This window comes from Ectothiorhodospira haloalkaliphila ATCC 51935, from assembly GCF_000633935.1.
Classification (GTDB): Bacteria; Pseudomonadota; Gammaproteobacteria; order Ectothiorhodospirales; family Ectothiorhodospiraceae; genus Ectothiorhodospira; species Ectothiorhodospira haloalkaliphila.
In genome coordinates this window covers 20,908-37,307 of sequence record NZ_KK214995.1, presented here as the reverse complement: position 1 = coordinate 37,307, position 16,400 = coordinate 20,908, and the positions used below count along the sequence as shown (strand labels likewise).

12 protein-coding genes and 1 riboswitch are annotated in these 16,400 nt (G+C 64.6%); of the genes, 8 read left to right on the top strand and 4 right to left on the bottom strand.

The genetic code is table 11. From position 1 onward, the window contains the following. Positions 1-226 precede the first annotated feature (226 nt). From ECTHA_RS16345 to ECTHA_RS16330, 8 genes are all read left to right on the top strand, one after another. Complete coding sequence (locus ECTHA_RS16345; protein ID WP_084306558.1) at positions 227-1,396, top strand: TonB-dependent receptor domain-containing protein; 1,170 nt, start codon at positions 227-229, stop codon at positions 1,394-1,396. 37 nt (positions 1,397-1,433) lie between these two features. Then, complete coding sequence (locus ECTHA_RS0100140) at positions 1,434-1,976, top strand: hypothetical protein (protein ID WP_025282420.1); 543 nt, start codon at positions 1,434-1,436, stop codon at positions 1,974-1,976. A 101-nt stretch (positions 1,977-2,077) separates the two neighbouring features. Beyond that, on the top strand, positions 2,078-3,289 hold the full coding sequence (locus ECTHA_RS0100135; RefSeq protein ID WP_025282419.1) for a TsoY family (seleno)protein: 1,212 nt from the start codon (positions 2,078-2,080) through the stop codon (positions 3,287-3,289). A 139-nt stretch (positions 3,290-3,428) separates the two neighbouring features. After that, a complete protein-coding gene (locus ECTHA_RS0100130) occupies positions 3,429-3,794 on the top strand; it encodes a DnaJ family domain-containing protein (protein WP_025282418.1) in 366 nt (121 codons plus the stop codon). 358 nt (positions 3,795-4,152) lie between these two features. Beyond that, a riboswitch (cobalamin riboswitch) is annotated at positions 4,153-4,406 on the top strand. A 143-nt stretch (positions 4,407-4,549) separates the two neighbouring features. Then, positions 4,550-6,577: a TonB-dependent receptor domain-containing protein gene (locus ECTHA_RS16340; RefSeq protein ID WP_051582512.1), complete on the top strand. Its 2,028-nt coding sequence runs from the start codon at positions 4,550-4,552 to the stop codon at positions 6,575-6,577. A gap of 52 nt (positions 6,578-6,629) precedes the next feature. Continuing rightward, on the top strand, positions 6,630-7,781 hold the full coding sequence (locus tag ECTHA_RS0100120) for an ABC transporter substrate-binding protein (protein ID WP_084306557.1): 1,152 nt from the start codon (positions 6,630-6,632) through the stop codon (positions 7,779-7,781). A gap of 5 nt (positions 7,782-7,786) precedes the next feature. Further along, complete coding sequence (locus tag ECTHA_RS16335; RefSeq protein ID WP_084306610.1) at positions 7,787-8,875, top strand: FecCD family ABC transporter permease; 1,089 nt, start codon at positions 7,787-7,789, stop codon at positions 8,873-8,875. Further along, positions 8,872-9,645, top strand: coding sequence for an ABC transporter ATP-binding protein (locus ECTHA_RS16330; RefSeq protein WP_035368881.1), 774 nt, complete (start codon positions 8,872-8,874; stop codon positions 9,643-9,645). Before ECTHA_RS16335 ends, ECTHA_RS16330 begins: the two co-directional genes overlap by 4 nt. A gap of 6 nt (positions 9,646-9,651) precedes the next feature. Here ECTHA_RS16330 and ECTHA_RS16325 read toward each other — a convergent pair whose 3' ends face one another. Genes ECTHA_RS16325 through cobW form a run of 4 tightly spaced genes read right to left on the bottom strand, consistent with a single transcriptional unit; the run spans position 9,652 to position 16,291 of the window. After that, the gene (locus ECTHA_RS16325) at positions 9,652-10,302 is read right to left on the bottom strand and encodes a vWA domain-containing protein (protein WP_244875606.1); all 651 of its coding nucleotides are present in this window, start codon (positions 10,300-10,302) and stop codon (positions 9,652-9,654) included. An 11-nt stretch (positions 10,303-10,313) separates the two neighbouring features. Then, positions 10,314-11,417 carry a magnesium chelatase ATPase subunit I gene (locus tag ECTHA_RS0100100; RefSeq protein WP_025282411.1) on the bottom strand — a complete coding sequence of 368 codons (1,104 nt, stop codon included), beginning with the start codon at positions 11,415-11,417 and terminating at the stop codon, positions 10,314-10,316. A gap of 3 nt (positions 11,418-11,420) precedes the next feature. Continuing rightward, positions 11,421-15,209 (bottom strand): cobaltochelatase subunit CobN, encoded by a 3,789-nt coding sequence (gene cobN / locus ECTHA_RS0100095; protein ID WP_025282410.1) that lies wholly within the window; start codon positions 15,207-15,209, stop codon positions 11,421-11,423. Beyond that, positions 15,209-16,291, bottom strand: a complete 1,083-nt coding sequence (gene cobW, locus ECTHA_RS0100090; protein WP_029762586.1) for a cobalamin biosynthesis protein CobW — start codon at positions 16,289-16,291, stop codon at positions 15,209-15,211. The genes cobN and cobW overlap by 1 nt, the downstream gene beginning before the upstream one ends. Positions 16,292-16,400: the final 109 nt, after the last annotated feature.

Below are 16,400 nucleotides of genomic sequence, written 5' to 3'. Positions count from 1 at the left end.
CTCCATCGACACCCGCCAGACCTCCCTGTTCGACGACGAGCAGGATCCCTTCTGAGTCCTTGCCCCCGGGCGCGAGTCACCCAAGGCTCGCGCCCCCAGCTTCCCGCATCCGTTCACCTTCCAGGAATCTTCCACCCGAGGGCATAATCCGGGAAAACACTCGGCCTGTAGCCAGGATCTGTGTGGGAAAAGGGGCGTGGAATAATCTGGGAAACAACACCAGACCATTCCAGCCTTCAACATCCCCACCCGCTGGACCGACGATAACCGTCGCACCGATGTCTCCGGCACCCTGGACTGGCGTCCCGACGAACGCTTCGGGCTGCGTTACAACCTGTATCAGAGCCGCTATGAAAAGGAACGCTCCGTCACCGCAATCCCCTGGCGCGACCTGGGCTTTGACAACCGGGACCAGACGGATGCCGGAGGCAGGGATGTGATCCTGACCGAGACCATCAACGACCTGCTGGCCACCTGGAGTCCCGCCGCCGAACACACACTGGCAGCCGTTGCCCAGTACCGCGATGGCGATGACCGCTGGCATGGCGGTGCCTTCATCCAGCACGAGTGGCAGGCCAGCGAACGTCTGGATCTGGTTTACGGCGCCCGCTACGACGAGGCCAGTGTGGGCGAAGACAGCACCACCGTGAAGGCCGGTGGCGTCTACGCCCTGACCGAAGCCTCCCGCTTGCGCTTCAACTACGCCCAGGGCTTCAAGGTGCCCGAGAATCGCGACTACGATTCCAACCATATCAATCCACGCGGCATGCCCATGCTCGGTGCCCATGTGTCCGACCCCAGTGTCGGCAAGACGCCTCATGACCTGAAGCCGGAACGAAGCGAAACCTGGGAACTGGGCCTCCTGGGACGGATTGGCGGTGGGCGCTACGAACTCACTGCCTTCCACACCGACATTCGCGACCGGGTGGAGCGCGTACGTGAACAGCCCCTGGACACGGAATACATCACCTTCCGCAACGTGGGTGAGGCCCGCATCCGTGGCCTGGAGGGCCTGCTGTCACTACCTGTCACCCGCACGGTGCACGCCGACCTTTCCGGCACCTGGGTGGACGCCGAGAATCGCAACACCGGGAAAACCCTGTCCAACAGCCCCGACATCACCGCCGTGGCCGGCCTCAACTGGGCACCCGATGACAGGCAATTCTGGCAGGTGCGCGTGCGTCACGTGGGCCAGCGTTATCTGGATGCCGACAACACCGAGCGGGACAGCAGCTACACCGTGGCTGACCTGACCGCCAGCTTCCAGCCCCGACACTGGGACAACCTGGAACTCTATGGCGGCATCGACAACCTGTTCGACGCCAACAATGACAGCAGCCTGCTGGCCGACCCGGGTCGGTTCTACCGAGTGGGACTGCGCTACTCGCTGCGCTGAGCCGCCTTTTTCCTGAACACGCGGACAGATTCAAGCCATGACAAGACCACACGCATATCGCTCGGGCATTCCGGCCCTTTTTCTTCTGCTGATCATGCTGTTGATGATGATGACTCCGGTGCATGCGGATCCAGGTCAACCACGCACGGCCCTGCATCTTTGCGACGATGACCGTCAGCACCTGCTGGGCCACATGCGGGAGTTTCTGGAGATCTCCAACGGTATTCTCGCCTCCGCACTGGAGGATGATCATGAGGGCATCGCCACCCTGGCCGAGGATTTTCGCCCCACTTCGGCCATGCTGGAACGCATGAAGTTGCTGGCGCAAGCCTATGAGGAAGAAGGTCGGCCGCATCGGACAAACCAGCGGGAGCTGAGGCGCTTCGAGCGCATGGCGGCCAATCTGTCTCCGGATTTCGTGGAGATGTACCGGGCCATGCGCCTGGGATTCGACGACATTGCCGAGCAATCCCGGCAGGGTGCGCCCAGCCAGGAGATCATGCATCGCCTGGTGAATGTGCAGAACGTGTGCATCGCCTGTCATCGGCAGTTTGAATTCCTGCCCATGGAGTGTCACTAAGCCACCCACACCCCATTCCCGGACCAAGGTCCGGGTTTGCCAGAAATATATTAGCAATTTATAATATACGGATATTGATCCACGCCATCCAAGGAACCTTGATGCTCAAACGCGACCTCAACGAGTCGTACCATCCCCTCTTCTTCCTGGCAGCCCTGGGGGCAGGCGGTCTGGCCGTTTCGTTCTTCATGTACCCCATGTTTCTGGTGGAACGCCCCCAGCCCTCCATGGCCACCTTCAATCACCTGTGGCCCATCCTCACCGGCCCGGTGACGCCCGCATCGGTCGGGCTGGCGCTGGTGCTGCTGGCCGTGGTCCTCCTCGCTGCGCTGCACTTCCGGCTGCTGGCCTGGAACATCCGCGAATACCGCCAGTTCCGCCGCACGCCGGCATTCACCCAGCTGCGCTGCAGCAACAACGAGATCTCCCTGATGGCCATTCCCCTCACCCTGGCCATGTCCATCAACATGATGTTCGTGCTGGGCGCACTGTTCGTGCCCAACCTGTGGTCGGTGGTGGAATACCTGTTCCCGCTGGCGCTACTGGCCTTCATGGCGGTGGGGGTATACGCCCTGAAGATCCTGACCACCTACTTTGCCCGCACCCTCACCGAAGGCAACGTGGATTTCTCGTCCAATAACAGTCTGGCGCCCATGATCGCCATCTTCGCCCTGGCCATGATCGCCGTGGGCCTGGCAGCACCGGCCATGATGAGCGAAACGCAGGCCACCGCCATCATTGCCCTCCTGCTGTCCATGTTCTTTTTCACCGCCGCCATCCTGCTGTCGGTGATCAAGCTGGTACACGGCTTCCAGGCCATGATGGTCAAGGGCATCAATGTGGCGGCCAGCCCCAGCCTGTGGATCATCATCCCCATCCTGACCCTGCTGGGCATCACCTGGATCCGTCTGTCCTATGGCCTGCAACAGGGGTTTGACCAATCGGTCAACTACAGCTCGCTGCTGATCCTGGGTGCCGCCATCCTGTCTGCACAGATCCTCTTCGGGCTGATCGGCTATGCCGTGATGCAGCGCCTCGGTTATTTCCGCGACTATTCCCGGGGAAGCCAGGGCAATGCCGGCACCTTTGCTCTGATCTGCCCGGGCGTGGCGTTCTTCGTTTTCGGCATGTTCTTCATTCACCTGGGCCTGATCAACAGCGGCGTACTGCAGGCGGGCAGCTGGGCACATCTTCTGGTCATGCTCCCGTTCATCGCCGTGCAACTCAAGACTCTTGAAGTAATGTGGCGCATAAAGCGCAACATCCTTGATGCACCCGGAGATTTTAAAGCGGCGCGGACCACTGGAAGTTAAGCCCACACCGCCCACTACGGAATCCTCAGAGAGTCAGTGACTCCTTGCGAAAGGGACATCAGAATCGATAACTTGCCATCATTCTGATGTCCCTTCCCGCCTCCGGCAAAGCTTCGTCACCCCCGACACTTATCAGCCCATGTATCTCATCGACCGCATGGTGGAAGCCCGCATTGAGGAAGCCGAGCGGCGGGGCGACTTTCAGGATCTGCCCGGTGCTGGCAAGCCACTGAACCTGGAAGACGACTCCATGGTGCCCGAGGAGCTGCGCACGGCCTATCGGCTCCTGCGTAACGGTGGTTTCATCCCGGAGGAACTGCGTTTGCGCAAGGAAATCCGTGAGGTGGAAGATCTATTGGCGACGGCTACGGATCAGTCGCTCAAGGATCAGCATTCGAAGCGCCTAAGGCTATTACTGGACCGGCTGGGACGGGAACGGGGCATGAATCCAGCGCTGAGCGCAGATTACTTCGAGCAGGTCTGCCAACGCCTGGAGCGGCGTTGACGACCACATCCAGCCGTCATCGAAAAATTTATCGGTTGATCATTTGCGCGTCTTCCAGGTGGCGGACACGCTGTCCACAGATCCTGTGGATATCTTTGTGGACAGCGTGTCGGCAAACCCCGAAAAGCCTGGCCTGACGGGCATTGCCGTCAGATTGGTCAAAAAATCGCCACCCTAGGCTAACTCAATAATTTATATAGATTTATTCTGAATGTCCTCCATGGGTGATTTCCCCTTGACAGAAAACCGGGCAATCGACTAGGCCCCAGCCCGCCTGTGCACAAACACACGCTGCACGGGAGCCGGTTCCAGAATCAGCACCCTTCGTCAAGTTGAATCGGCGCCAATTAACCTGATAGTCTCCGCGGTTGTTCTGGGTGCCTGTCGACCGTCCCGGTCTGGCAGGTTAAACGGGAAGTCCGGTGCAGCCAGGTTGACCTGGCAAGTCCGGCACTGCCCCCGCAACGGTAGGTGGTAACGGCAGATTCTCTCATGCCACTGCGCGGCTCACGTCCTTGTTCGGGCGGGCCGTGTGGGAAGGCAGATCTGCCGGAGGGCGTCATCGCCCTCCAGGCCACAAGTCCGGAGACCGGCCCTGAACAGACCCGAACACTGCGGGGTGCTGCGGTCGGGGCCGGTCACGGATAACCCTCCCGCCTTCCCGGTGGTGCGTTCCTCTCGTTCGGCCCTCCTTCGCTGACACCCCGTGGTCCATCCGATCACCGCGCACGGGGTGGTGCGCGCAAGGAACGTCCATGCACAAGTCGAATCCCCTTTTACTGGCCATGGTGTCCGGCACCCTGATGTCGCCCGGCTTTGCGGGCCAGGCCAGCCATGATCCATCTGACGTCGTTGAACTGGACCGCATCGTTCTTGAGTCCCGACCCCCTTCGAACCGCCGAATCACCGACGAGGACATTCGCAGGCACCAGCCCCTGGATGTTGCGGACATCTTCCGCTCCGAGGTCTCCGTGGATGTGGGCGGCGGCAGTCGCAACGCGCAGCGCCTTTATCTGCGCGGACTGGAAGCCAGCAATCTCAATGTGAACATCGACGGCGCCCGCGAAGGCCGCAATCTCCACCAGCATCGGGGCAGCCTCAGCGGTCTGGACCCTGATCTGATCAGGCAAGTGGAAGTGGACCCCCGCCCCTCGGCCGACCAGGGCCCCGGGGCCCTGGGGGGGCGCGTGGCATTCACCACCAAGGATGCCCAGGACCTGCTCCTGCCAGACCAGCAACAGGGCGCTCGCATGAAAGCCGCGTATGCCAGCGCGGATGAGGCATGGCTGGGTTCAACCTCCCTCATGACCCGGCTGAACGAGGACTGGGGTGCCCTGGCCCATCTGCGGGCCGTGAATCGTGAGGATTACCGTATTGGCGGGGGCGAAACCATGCCCCATTCCGGTGGACAGGACCGCGACTACCTGCTGCGGCTTAGCCGACTGCCCACACAAGGTCAGGAGATCCGACTGGGTGCCCAGCGCCACACATTCACCGGCGATCATCCCTATGGGTCCCGGGGTAGCGACTTCGGCGACCCCCGCGAGGACCAGGCCCAGGATGAGGTGGGTCAACGTGTGAGACAGCATCGCTGGACCCTGCAGCATGCCTATGACGCCCCGAGGAGCTGGCTGGACTGGAACGGACGCCTCTATTACACCGACCATCAACTGCAGCGACTCGACAACGACACCCGAATCCGCACCCGGGAATACGGCGGCGATGCCAGGAATACCTTCCACCTTGATCACGCGGGCATCCAGCACCGGCTGACCCTGGGCGTGGACTATTACCTGGAAGAGGGACGAACAGAGGGCCCGAGCATCTCCAGTGAGTCCCGCAACCTGGGGGCCTTCATCCAGAATCGCATGCACCGGGGACGCCTGTCGCTCTCCCTGGGGGCGCGTTTCGATGACTTCTCCACCGAATTTCACCAGCAGACACTGTCGGGAAGCGCCGTTTCCCCCAACGTGAGCGCGGAAGTGGCACTCCCCGCCGGCCTGACCGCCTTTGCCGGTTATGGGGAGGCGGTGAGCGGCACCGGGATCATCCCCGTCGGCTGGATGGCCTACATCAACGAGGACACCAACCTCAATGATGGCGAGCCCTTCAAGGCGGAAAAGTCCCGTCGCCGGGAGGCGGGCGTGCGATACGAAGCCCGGGATGCCCTGGTCGATCGGGATCGGCTGCAACTGGAACTCACCCTGTTCGACACCCGCTTGCGCAACAGCGTGGACCGGGATGACCCCTGGGGAAGCCCCTTTGCCAGCCGACGCTGCGGCTTTGAGCCACCGTTTGTGGGGACCATCCGCAACCGGGAGGATACCCTGCGCACACGCGGCTACGAGATCCGCGGAAGCTGGGGCGCGGGCCGGTACGACACCCATATCTCGTTCTTCAGTGCCGAAACCCTGGACGAGGACGGCAATCCCCAGGCGGTATCACGGCGACGGGGCGGCACCGGCGGGGATCGCTTCGTCTGGGATCATCGCTGGGCGGCCCTGGACAGCCTGACCCTGGGATACACCTTCACCTGGGTGGATGACCTCACCCAGGTACCCGACGACGCACCACCACGTGATGGCTACAGCCTCCACGACCTGCAGGCCCAGTGGGACCCCGGCCTGAACGACCGTCTGACCCTGTCGCTGGTGATTCACAACCTCCTGGACACCCGATATGCCCGGCACACCTCGCTGGCGGACACGGATGATGATGGCCGCATCCTCGTGCGGGACGAACCCGGCCGGGACATCCGGGTGAGTGCCACGCTGAGATTCTGACAAACCGGTATCCAGCCTGCGCCCGAATCCATTCAACCACGGAAAGCATTCCATGCAGAACGCGATGATGACTCCATGGGCGCCCATGCGCGCCCCTGCCCGGGTATCGATGCTGATGGTGATCCTGATGATCCTCGTCGGCTGTGATGCCCCCGCACCCGACGCCAGACTCGACAAGGACCAGGCCGATGTTCCCATGCGCGAGATCCAGGACATGCTGGGCCGACAGGTCAGCGTGCCCAGGGATGTGGAGCGCATCGCCACGGTGAACGTGGATGCCTTTCGCATGGTGGTGCACCTGCAGGCGGACGATCGCCTGGTGGGCATCCCCGGCGACATGTTCGGTTCCCGTTTCTCCCGGGAGAAAACCATCGAGGCGCTGGCGGTGGCCGGGGTTGAAGACATCCCGCAACTGGGAGGCGGTCAGCCCGGATCGGACATCAATCTGGAGAGGGTGGTGAGCGTCTCCCCGGACGTCTTCTTCTACTGGGCCTTCACCCGGGGCGACTCCACCCAGGCCATGGCGGACCATGCGGATCGATTGCAGCGGCAGCTGGGCATCCCGGTGGTGGCGGTCAGCACCCTCGGCAGGGAGCGCGATCCGGAGAAGATCATGGCCGGGATAGAGCGGGCCTACGGCCTGATGGGCGTCATCCTCGATCAGGAGGCCCGTGCCGAGCAACTGCTGGAGCGTTATCGCCAGGAAGTCTCCTCCCTGCAATCCCGCATCCAGGGCGAAGCCGCCCCCCGCGTCTACCTGGCCCACCGCACCAACCTGTTCAGCAACGTGGCCTTCTATTATCCGCTGGAACAGCTGGGTGCCCGCAACGTCGCCTCGCAGCGGCGCGGTCGAGACGGGGAAATCGCCGCCGAGCAACTGCTGCAATGGGACCCCGAGCATATCTTCCTGCACACCCCTTCCCAGGCGAGCCGGGTGTCCCTGGACACCGTGCTGAACGATGCCCGTCTGCAGGACGTGTCCGCCATCCGCGACGGGCAGGTGCATCGCTTCAAGGGCACCTACATGGGCTGGGATCTGGCCACCGGACTGGTGGATCTGATCCGCATGGGCAGGATCCTGTATCCAAAGGCCCTTGAGGACCTGGATGCAGCACTTCTTGGCGAGGACATCCTCCACACCTTCTACGGCAAACCCGGGCTGTATGAGCATCTTGCCCGGCAAAGCGGCTTTGAGGATCTGTGACCATCATGGACACGGCCACCCCGACACGGCACACGGGTGATGCGGGATCACCCGATACCATCGCTGCCTATCGTCGCCAGAATCGCCGGCGTGCCCTGCTTCTGGCGGTGCTGGCCCTGGGCCTGGTGGCCATCAGTCTCCATGGCCTGACCCTGGGGGCCATGGATATCCCCGTCTCACAGACCATCCTGGCCCTGCTCGCCCCGGCCCTGCCCGGCGCATGGGTGAGCCCGGAGATTCAGAACGTGGTCTGGAACATCCGCCTTCCACGCCTCATCACCGCCCTCACCGCCGGCATGGGGCTGGCGCTGGGCGGGGTGATCCTGCAGACCCTGCTACGCAACCCCATGGCCTCCCCCTTCACCCTGGGCCTGTCTTCCGGGGCCTCCCTGGGGGCAGCGCTGGTGATCATTTTCGGGTTTTCCGCCTTCGGCGTGGTGGGCATCGTGGCCAACGCCTTCCTGTTCGCCATCGGGGTTTCACTGCTGATCCTGCTGATCGGACAATGGAAGGGTGCCACGCCCATGAGCCTGATCCTGGCGGGGATCGCGCTCATGTATTTCTTTGGTGCCTGCACCACGCTGGTGATCTATTTCTCCGACGCCTATGCCACCCGTGAGGTGATGTTCTGGACGGTGGGCAGCCTCAGCCGCGCCAACTGGGAAAGCGCCACCCTGATCAGCCTGACACTGCTGCTGGTACTGCCCATCTTTCTGTGGCGGGCGGTGGATCTCAACCGCCTGCTCCTGGGGGATGACACGGCCAGGAGTCTGGGCCTGCCGGTGGAGCGCCTGCGCATCCTGCTGATGCTGCTGGTCTCGCTGCTGGTAGCGGTGGTGGTGGCCTTCACGGGCGGGATCGGCTTTCTGGGCCTGGTGGCGCCGCACCTGGCCCGGCTGATGATCGGCACGGATCACCGGTTTCTGTTGCCGGCCACGGCACTGATGGGCGGACTGCTGCTGGTGGTGGCGGACCTGATTTCCCTGCATGCCTTCGCCCCGGTGGTGCTGCCGGTGGGCGTGGTCACCGCCTTTGTGGGATCCCCCCTGTTCATCTACCTGATCCTGCGCCATCGTGCCGGAGGCAGCGCATGAGTCCCCGGAATGGGCTGATCCTGGAAGATGTCTCCTTCGGTTATCGGCGCGCAACGCCCACCCTGAAGGGGGCGTGCCTTCAGGTCCGCCCGGGCGAGGTGGTGGCACTGCTCGGGCCCAACGGCTCGGGCAAGACCACCCTGCTCAAATGCGCCATGGGTCTGCTCAAGCCGCACAGCGGACGCATCACCCTTCAGGGCCAGGACCTGAGGCGCATGCGCCGCTGGCAGGCCGCCCAGCGGCTCTCCTATGTGCCGCAGGCCACGGATATCGTCTATCCGATGACCGTGTTCGAGAGCGTGCTGCTGGGGCTTCGCGACAGCCCCTGGTACCCGGATCAGCCGTCACTGGAGAAGGTGGAACGGGTTCTGGCACGTCTGGAACTGACGCCACTGGCCGCCCGGCCCCTGGACGAACTCAGCGGCGGACAACGCCAGAAGGCCGCCATCGCCCGGGCCCTGGTGCGGGACACCCCTTACCTGCTCCTGGACGAACCCACCAACCATCTGGACATGAAGCACAAGCGCGACACCATGGAGATCCTGCGTGAGCGGGCACGGATCAACCAGCAAGGCATCCTGGTCGTGCTCCACGAGATCAACATCGCCACGCAACTGGCCGATCGGATCGTGCTGCTGGACCAGGGCCAGGTGGTCGCTTCGGGCGCCCCTGCGGAGGTCATCACCCCAAAACACCTGCGCGCGGTGTATCAGGTGGATGTGGGGATTGCCTACCAGGATGGACTGCCGTTCCTGATGGGGTATCGTTGAGCCAGTTCAGCCCATCTCGATAAAGGCACTCACCGGCCAGCACGGGGCCTGCCAGGCGCGGGCGATGCGCTGGGCGCCGCCGAGGCGAATGGCCTCGGTCTCGAAATCCACCACCTCACAGAAATCCGCGATGTCGGGTCGGGGGGGCTGCTGGGTGGTGCGGCCGTCGGTGAGCAGCCATAGACCAATGGGCTGATCCGGATGGCGGCGTTTTGCCTGGGCCATGAGGTCCTGCGCCCGCTGAATACCGGCCCCCACCGGGCTGCCCCCGCCGCCGGGGATGGGGGCAACCCAGGCATCGCTGCACAGGGGGGCCCGGGAGGGCGGCCGCAGGATATAGGCACCCTGCCCTGAAAACCCCACCACCGCCAGCGCCGACCGCTGCGTGTACAGCTGATGGGCCCAGGCGCTGATCAGGCCCTTGGCCATGGCCAGCTTGTCCTGCCTGAGCATGGAGGCGGAGCAGTCCAGGACCAGGCAATACAGCATGCCGGCACCCCCCCGGCGGGGTCGGTACACCAGATGCCCGGGCTGGAGCGGTCCCGGCCCCTTGTTCAGCAGGGTGCGATGCCAATGGATGCCCGCTTGCGCCTGCTTGCGCGGACGACGCCACCGCCCCGGCCCTGGCGCGCGCTCATCCGGCAGCTGACCGGCCACCGGCGAGCGCGTCAGGGCTTTTTTGTCGGCAGGGGCCTCACCTGCGCCAGGGACCGGATGGGGGTGGGTTCCGGAGGCAGTGCACCCCAGTCCTGATCATGACCGCCGCGCTCAGGCACCGTGGCTTCAGTGTCCCGGGGGGCATCATGATCTCCCGCGCCGCTGCCTTGCGATCGGGATGAACCGGCCGTCTCTGGCGCATGCGACGGGTCTTCGCCAGAGGGCTCCGGGCCCGATGCCTCGTCGGGTGACGACGCGGAGCGGTCCCGGCGGCGATGCGCCAGCACCAGGGCCTGCACCGCATCAATATCCGTGTCCCGAATGCAAGCGGCATCCGCCAGGGCCGCATGGGCCCGCGCGGCCCGCAGCATCACCAGATCTGCCCGCACCCCTTCCACGCCGGCGGCAAAACACACTTCACTCACCCGATCGTGCACCCCGTCGGTGAAGGCCAGGGATTCCAGTCGCGCGCGAGCCTGGCAGATGCGCTCCCTGAGCGCCTCCTGATCCGTCTCGTGTGTGCGGATGAATGCCTCCGGATCCGCCTCGAAGGCCAGCCGGGAGCGCACGATCTCCCGGCGCGTGGGGGCGTCGATCATGTCGTTCAGGCGCACCAGCAGACCGAAACGATCCAGGAGCTGGGGCCGCAACTCCCCCTCCTCCGGATTCATGGTGCCCACCAGCACGAAACGCGCCTCATGCTGGTGGGAGATGCCGTCACGCTCCACGCGGTTCACGCCGCTCACCGACACATCCAGCAACAGATCCACCAGGGCATCGGGCAGCAGGTTCACCTCGTCCACATACAGCACCCCCTGGTGGGCCCGGGCCAGCAGCCCCGGCTTGAAACAGGCATCCCCCTGCTTGAGCGCGGCCTCGATATCCAGCGAACCCTGGAGCTGTTCCTCACTGGTCCCCAGGGGCAGGTTGACGAAGCCGCCGTCCGGCAGCAACTGCGCCAGGGCCCGGGCGCTGGTGGTCTTGGCGGCGCCGCGAGGCCCTTCGATGAGCACCCCGCCGATCAGGGGATCAATGGCCGCCAGCAGCAGGGCATTCTGCAGTTGCGCCACCCCCTTGAGGGCCGTGAACGGGTATTGGATCGACAGCGCGGTCATGGATCAGCCTTCCAGGTGTTCTTCGGTCTGCAGCAGGTGGTTTTCCAGTTGCTGGCGATAGTTGCCAGGGTGCTCCCACAGGCCCCGCTGCATGGCTTCCAGCAGACGCTCGCACATCTCGTGCAACGCGGCCGGGTTGTGGGCCTGGATGAAGCCCCGGGTATCCGGGTCATTGATGTAGGCATCGGTGACGCGGGCATACTGATCATCCCGCACCACCCGGGCCGTGGCATCGTAGGCGAACAGATATTCCACGGTGGCGGCCATCTCCGACGCCCCCTTGTAACCGTGTCGCTTGACGCCTTCGATCCACTTGGGATTGGTGACCCGGGAGCGGATCACCCGGCTGATTTCCCACTCCAGGGTGTTCATGCGCGGGGCCTGGGGATGACTGTGATCGCCATGGTAGATCTCGGGTTGACGACCGCTGAAGTGACGCACCGCCGCCGTCATGCCCCCCTGAAACTGGTAATAGTCATCCGAATCCAGCAGGTCATGTTCCCGGTTGTCCTGGTTCTGCACCACCAGATCGATCCCCGCAAGCCGCCGGGTGAGCACCGCAGGCACGCGGGTGCCGTGATCCTCCTGTCCGTAGGCATAGGCACCCCAGTTGAGATAGGCCTGGGCCAGGTCCGCATCCTCCTGCCAGTGGCGGGAATCGATCAGCCCCTGCATGCCGGCCCCGTAGGCGCCGGGCTGGGCACCGAAGACCCGGAACCCCGCCTGCCGACGCGCCTGGCCTGCCTCCATTCCCTGGGCGACCAGCGCCGCGCTCTCCTGCTGAATGCGGGCACGGATCGGGTTCAGGTCCTCCGGCTCGTCCTGCTCCGCCACCGCCTGTACCGCCGCGTCGAACAGCCGCATCACGTGGGCGAAGGCGTCCCGAAAGAACCCGGACACCCGCAGGGTCACATCGATGCGGGGGCGATCCAGCACTGACAGGGGCAGGATCTCGAAGTCGGTCACCCGGTGACTGCCGGCGGACCAGCGCGGCCGCACGCCGATCAGGGCGAAGGCCTGGGCCATGTCGTCGCCACCGGTGCGCATGGTGGCGGTACCCCAGACGGACAACCCGATGGCGCGGGGATAATCCCCGTGCTCCTGCATGTATTTCTCCACCAGCAGGGCCGCCGATTTCATGCCCAGGGTCCAGCTGGTGGCGGTGGGGATGGCGCGGGCATCCACCGAGAAGAAGTTGCGCCCGGTGGGCAGCACATCCGGGCGCCCCCGGGAGGGGGCACCGCTGGGTCCGGGCGGCACGAAGCGTCCTTCAAGCCCGTCACACAGCCCACCGAGTTCCCGCGGGCCGCAGGCTTGCAGGTCCGGTTGCAGGCGTGTGCGGATGCGCTCCAGCACCGGGCGGGTTCGGGGCCAGGCGCACCCTGCTTCCGGCAACCCCTGTTCCAGGATGGAGCGGGCCAGGGCTTCCAGGCGCTCGCGGGTATCCCCTTGGTGGCGCCAGGGCTCGTCGGCCAGGGCTGCCTGGAGCACATCAGGACGAGGACCTTTCCAGGGATCGGCCCAGTGGGCGTCCAGGGGATCGAACCCCTCACCCAGATCCAGGTCCCGGGCCAGGGCACGGATCAGGCTGTCGTTGCCTTCTCGCCCGTCCCCCATCGGGTAGCGGGCCAGGGCCAGCAGGGTGTCACGTTCCTGGCGCCCCTCGGGGGATTCGCCGAAGATGTGCAGACCATCGCGGATCTGGCTTTCCTTGAGCTCACACAGATAGGCATCGGTGCGGTTGAGCAGCAACTGCTCCTCCTCCTCGGTCGCCGGCGTCTCCAGACCCAGGTCCCGATGCAGGTCCTGGGCGATGATGCTGTCCAGGATGTTCTTGCGCAGCACCCCGGCGCGGCGACGATCCAGCATCAGGGCCTCGTAGTATTCGTCCACCTGGCGCTCAAGATCCCTTGTCGGCCCATAGTTCTCGGCCCGGGTGAGCGGCGGCATCAGGTGATCGATGATCACCGCCTGGGCACGACGCTTGGCCTGGGTGCCCTCCCCAGGGTCGTTGACGATGAAGGGATAGAGATGCGGCATGGCGCCGAAGATCAGGTCCGGCCAGCAGGTGTCACTCAAGGCCACGCTCTTGCCCGGCAGCCACTCCAGGTTGCCGTGCTTGCCCACATGGATGATGGCATCACAGCCAAACTGCAGCCGCAGCCAGGCGTAGAAGGCCAGGTAGTAATGCGGGGGGACCAGATCCGGGTCGTGATAATTGGCCATCATGTCCAGGTGATAGCCGCGGGCCGGCTGGATGCCCACGAACACCCGGCCGCAGCGCAGACCGGCGATCATGAAGCGCTGCTGTCGCACCATGGGGTCCTGCTCCGGTGCGCCCCAGCGGGCCAGTACCGCCTGACGATTGACCTCGGGCAGGCCATCGAAGTAACGCCGGTAGTCCGCCATGGACAGGCTTTGCCAGGCGGGACGCGTCGCCCGATGCTGAGGATCATTGGTCACACCCTCGCACAGTCGACTCATCAGGGCATCGCCGTCATCGGGGATGCCGTCCACGGCATACCCCTCCGCCTCCAGACGGCGCAGAATCCCGACGACCGAGGCGGGGGTATCCAGACCCACGCCATTGCCCAGGCGACCCTCCCGGGTGGGATAGTTGGCCAGGATCAGTGCCAGGCGCTTGTCCCCATTCGGGGTGTTGCGCAGCCGACACCAGCGCTCGGCCAGGGCGGCGACGAACGCGATTCGCTCGGCCTGGGGCTGGTAATGCACCACATCGGTCTGGGTATGCGGGCAGCGGCGCTCCAGGCCCTTGAAGCTCACCGCCCGGGAAATGACATGGCCATCCATCTCCGGCAGGGCCACCTGCATGGCAATATCCCGGGGCTGCAGCCCATGCACGTCCCGCTGCCAGTTCTCCTCGTTGCCGCCCGAGAGGATCACCTGCAGCACCGGCCGATCATCCGCCAGGGCCTGTTCGCCGTCTGCCCCCTGGGCCCGGGAGAAGGCCGTGGCGTTCAGGATCATAGCCACGCCCTGTTCCCGGCACAGGCGTCGCACCATCTCCAGACACAGTGGATCCTTCAGGGACACCAGGGCCATGGGCAGGGGGTTGAGGCCGCGGCTCAGCAGTGCCTGGCACAGGGCATCGAAGACCGCGGTATTGCCCGCCTGAAGATGTGAGCGATAAAAGAGGACGGCCACCACCGGCGCCCCCGCATGCCAGCGCGCCTGCCAGGCCGATACCGTGCCCACATCCTGCTCGGGGTGATACACGCCGATGTGAGGCAGCGGCCTGGGTGGCGGAGGCTCCAGGGGGAGATCGAAAAAGGTGGCCCCGATAAAGTCATAGAAGGCCCGGATGTTGGCGGGGCCGCCCTCGCGCAGATAGCGCCACAGGGCGCGGCAAATATCCGGCTCCACCGTACTCTTCATGAGCAGGTTGCCATCCTCGGTATTGTCCCCGGAAAACATCACCAACCGGATACCCCGGCGTCGGCACAGGGCCCACACCTGCTCCGTGCCATAGGGCCAGTAGGATTCGCCACCCAGGTGATCGATGATGATCACGCGGGCCTTTTGCAGCACCTCATCCAGGTACAGGTCCACCGACGCCGGCTGGCTCAGGTGCAGCAGGTTGGCCAGGCGAACGGATGGGTAGTTGTCTTCCCCCACGGGGCCCGACCGGGCCTGTGGGCATTGGGAGGCCAGCAGGGCCAGGGTGGTATCCGCGGCACTGAGGATGACGATATCGGCGGGCGTCTGATCCAGACGCGTGATCACCGAGTCGTCGTCGACGAACCCGCCGGGTTGTGCCGCCAGCAGATGCATCAGGCCGTCGCCGCCAGAACCGCCGGTTGCAGGGCCTGCTCCAGGGCCTCGGCCGAGAGGTCCTGACCGATCAGCACCAGACGGGTTGCGCGATCCTCCCCGGCACCCCAGGGGCGGTCAAAGTAGCTGTCAAAACGACTTCCCACCCCATGCACCACGAGGCGCATGCGCTTGTCGGGCAGGGCCGCGAAGCCCTTCACGCGGAAGATGCGGTGATCCCGCACCACTTGCTGCAACCGTTCCAGCAGCCTGTCGCGATCCACCTGCGGCAGCCTCACCACCACCGAGTCGAACTGATCGTGGTCATGATCATGGTGATGATCTCCCTCCCCATGGGCATGGTCATGATGCCCGGCGCGCAGGTGGATATGTGCTTCGGAGGCACTGCCCAGCCCCATCATGAGCGCGGGATCCACTCGCCCATGGTCGCTGGAGAGGATTTTCACCGGGGGCGGGATCTCGGCGCGCACGAGTGCCGTGACCCGCTCCACTGCCGCCGCATCCACAAGATCGGTCTTGCTCAGCACCACCAGATCCGCCGCGGATAGCTGATCCTCGAAGAGTTCATGAAGTGTGGAGTCGTGATCCAGGTTCGGGTCGGCGCGGCGTTGCCGGTCCACCGCCTCGGGGTTGGCGGCGAACTGTCCCTGGGCGGTGGCGGGCACGTCCACCACGGTGACCACGGCATCCACGGTGCAGCCGGTCTTGATCTCCGGCCAGTTGAAGGCCTGCACCAGGGGCTTGGGCAGCGCCAGGCCGGAGGTCTCGATGAGGATGTGATCGATCTCGTCCCGGCGCTCCATCAGGGCCTTCATCACCGGATAAAAGGCCTCCTGCACGGTACAGCACAGACAGCCATTGGCCAGTTCGTAGAGCGTGCCGGCGTCCTCTCCGGATTCATCGCAGCCGATGCCGCAACCCTTGAGGATCTCCCCATCCATGCCCAGTTCGCCAAACTCGTTGACGATGACGGCAATACGCCGCCCCTGGGCATTGTCCAGGAGATGACGCAGCAGGGTGGTTTTGCCACTGCCCAGAAAGCCGGTGACGATGGTGGCCGGGATTCTTGATCTGGATATCATGGAAATGCTCGCTCGCGCGCCGCCCGCGCATCGATGGGATGGATGCGCCACGAAGGCGGTACGTGCCACGGAGGAGAGCTCAAGCGCGGTCCGGCTCCACCCGGCACGC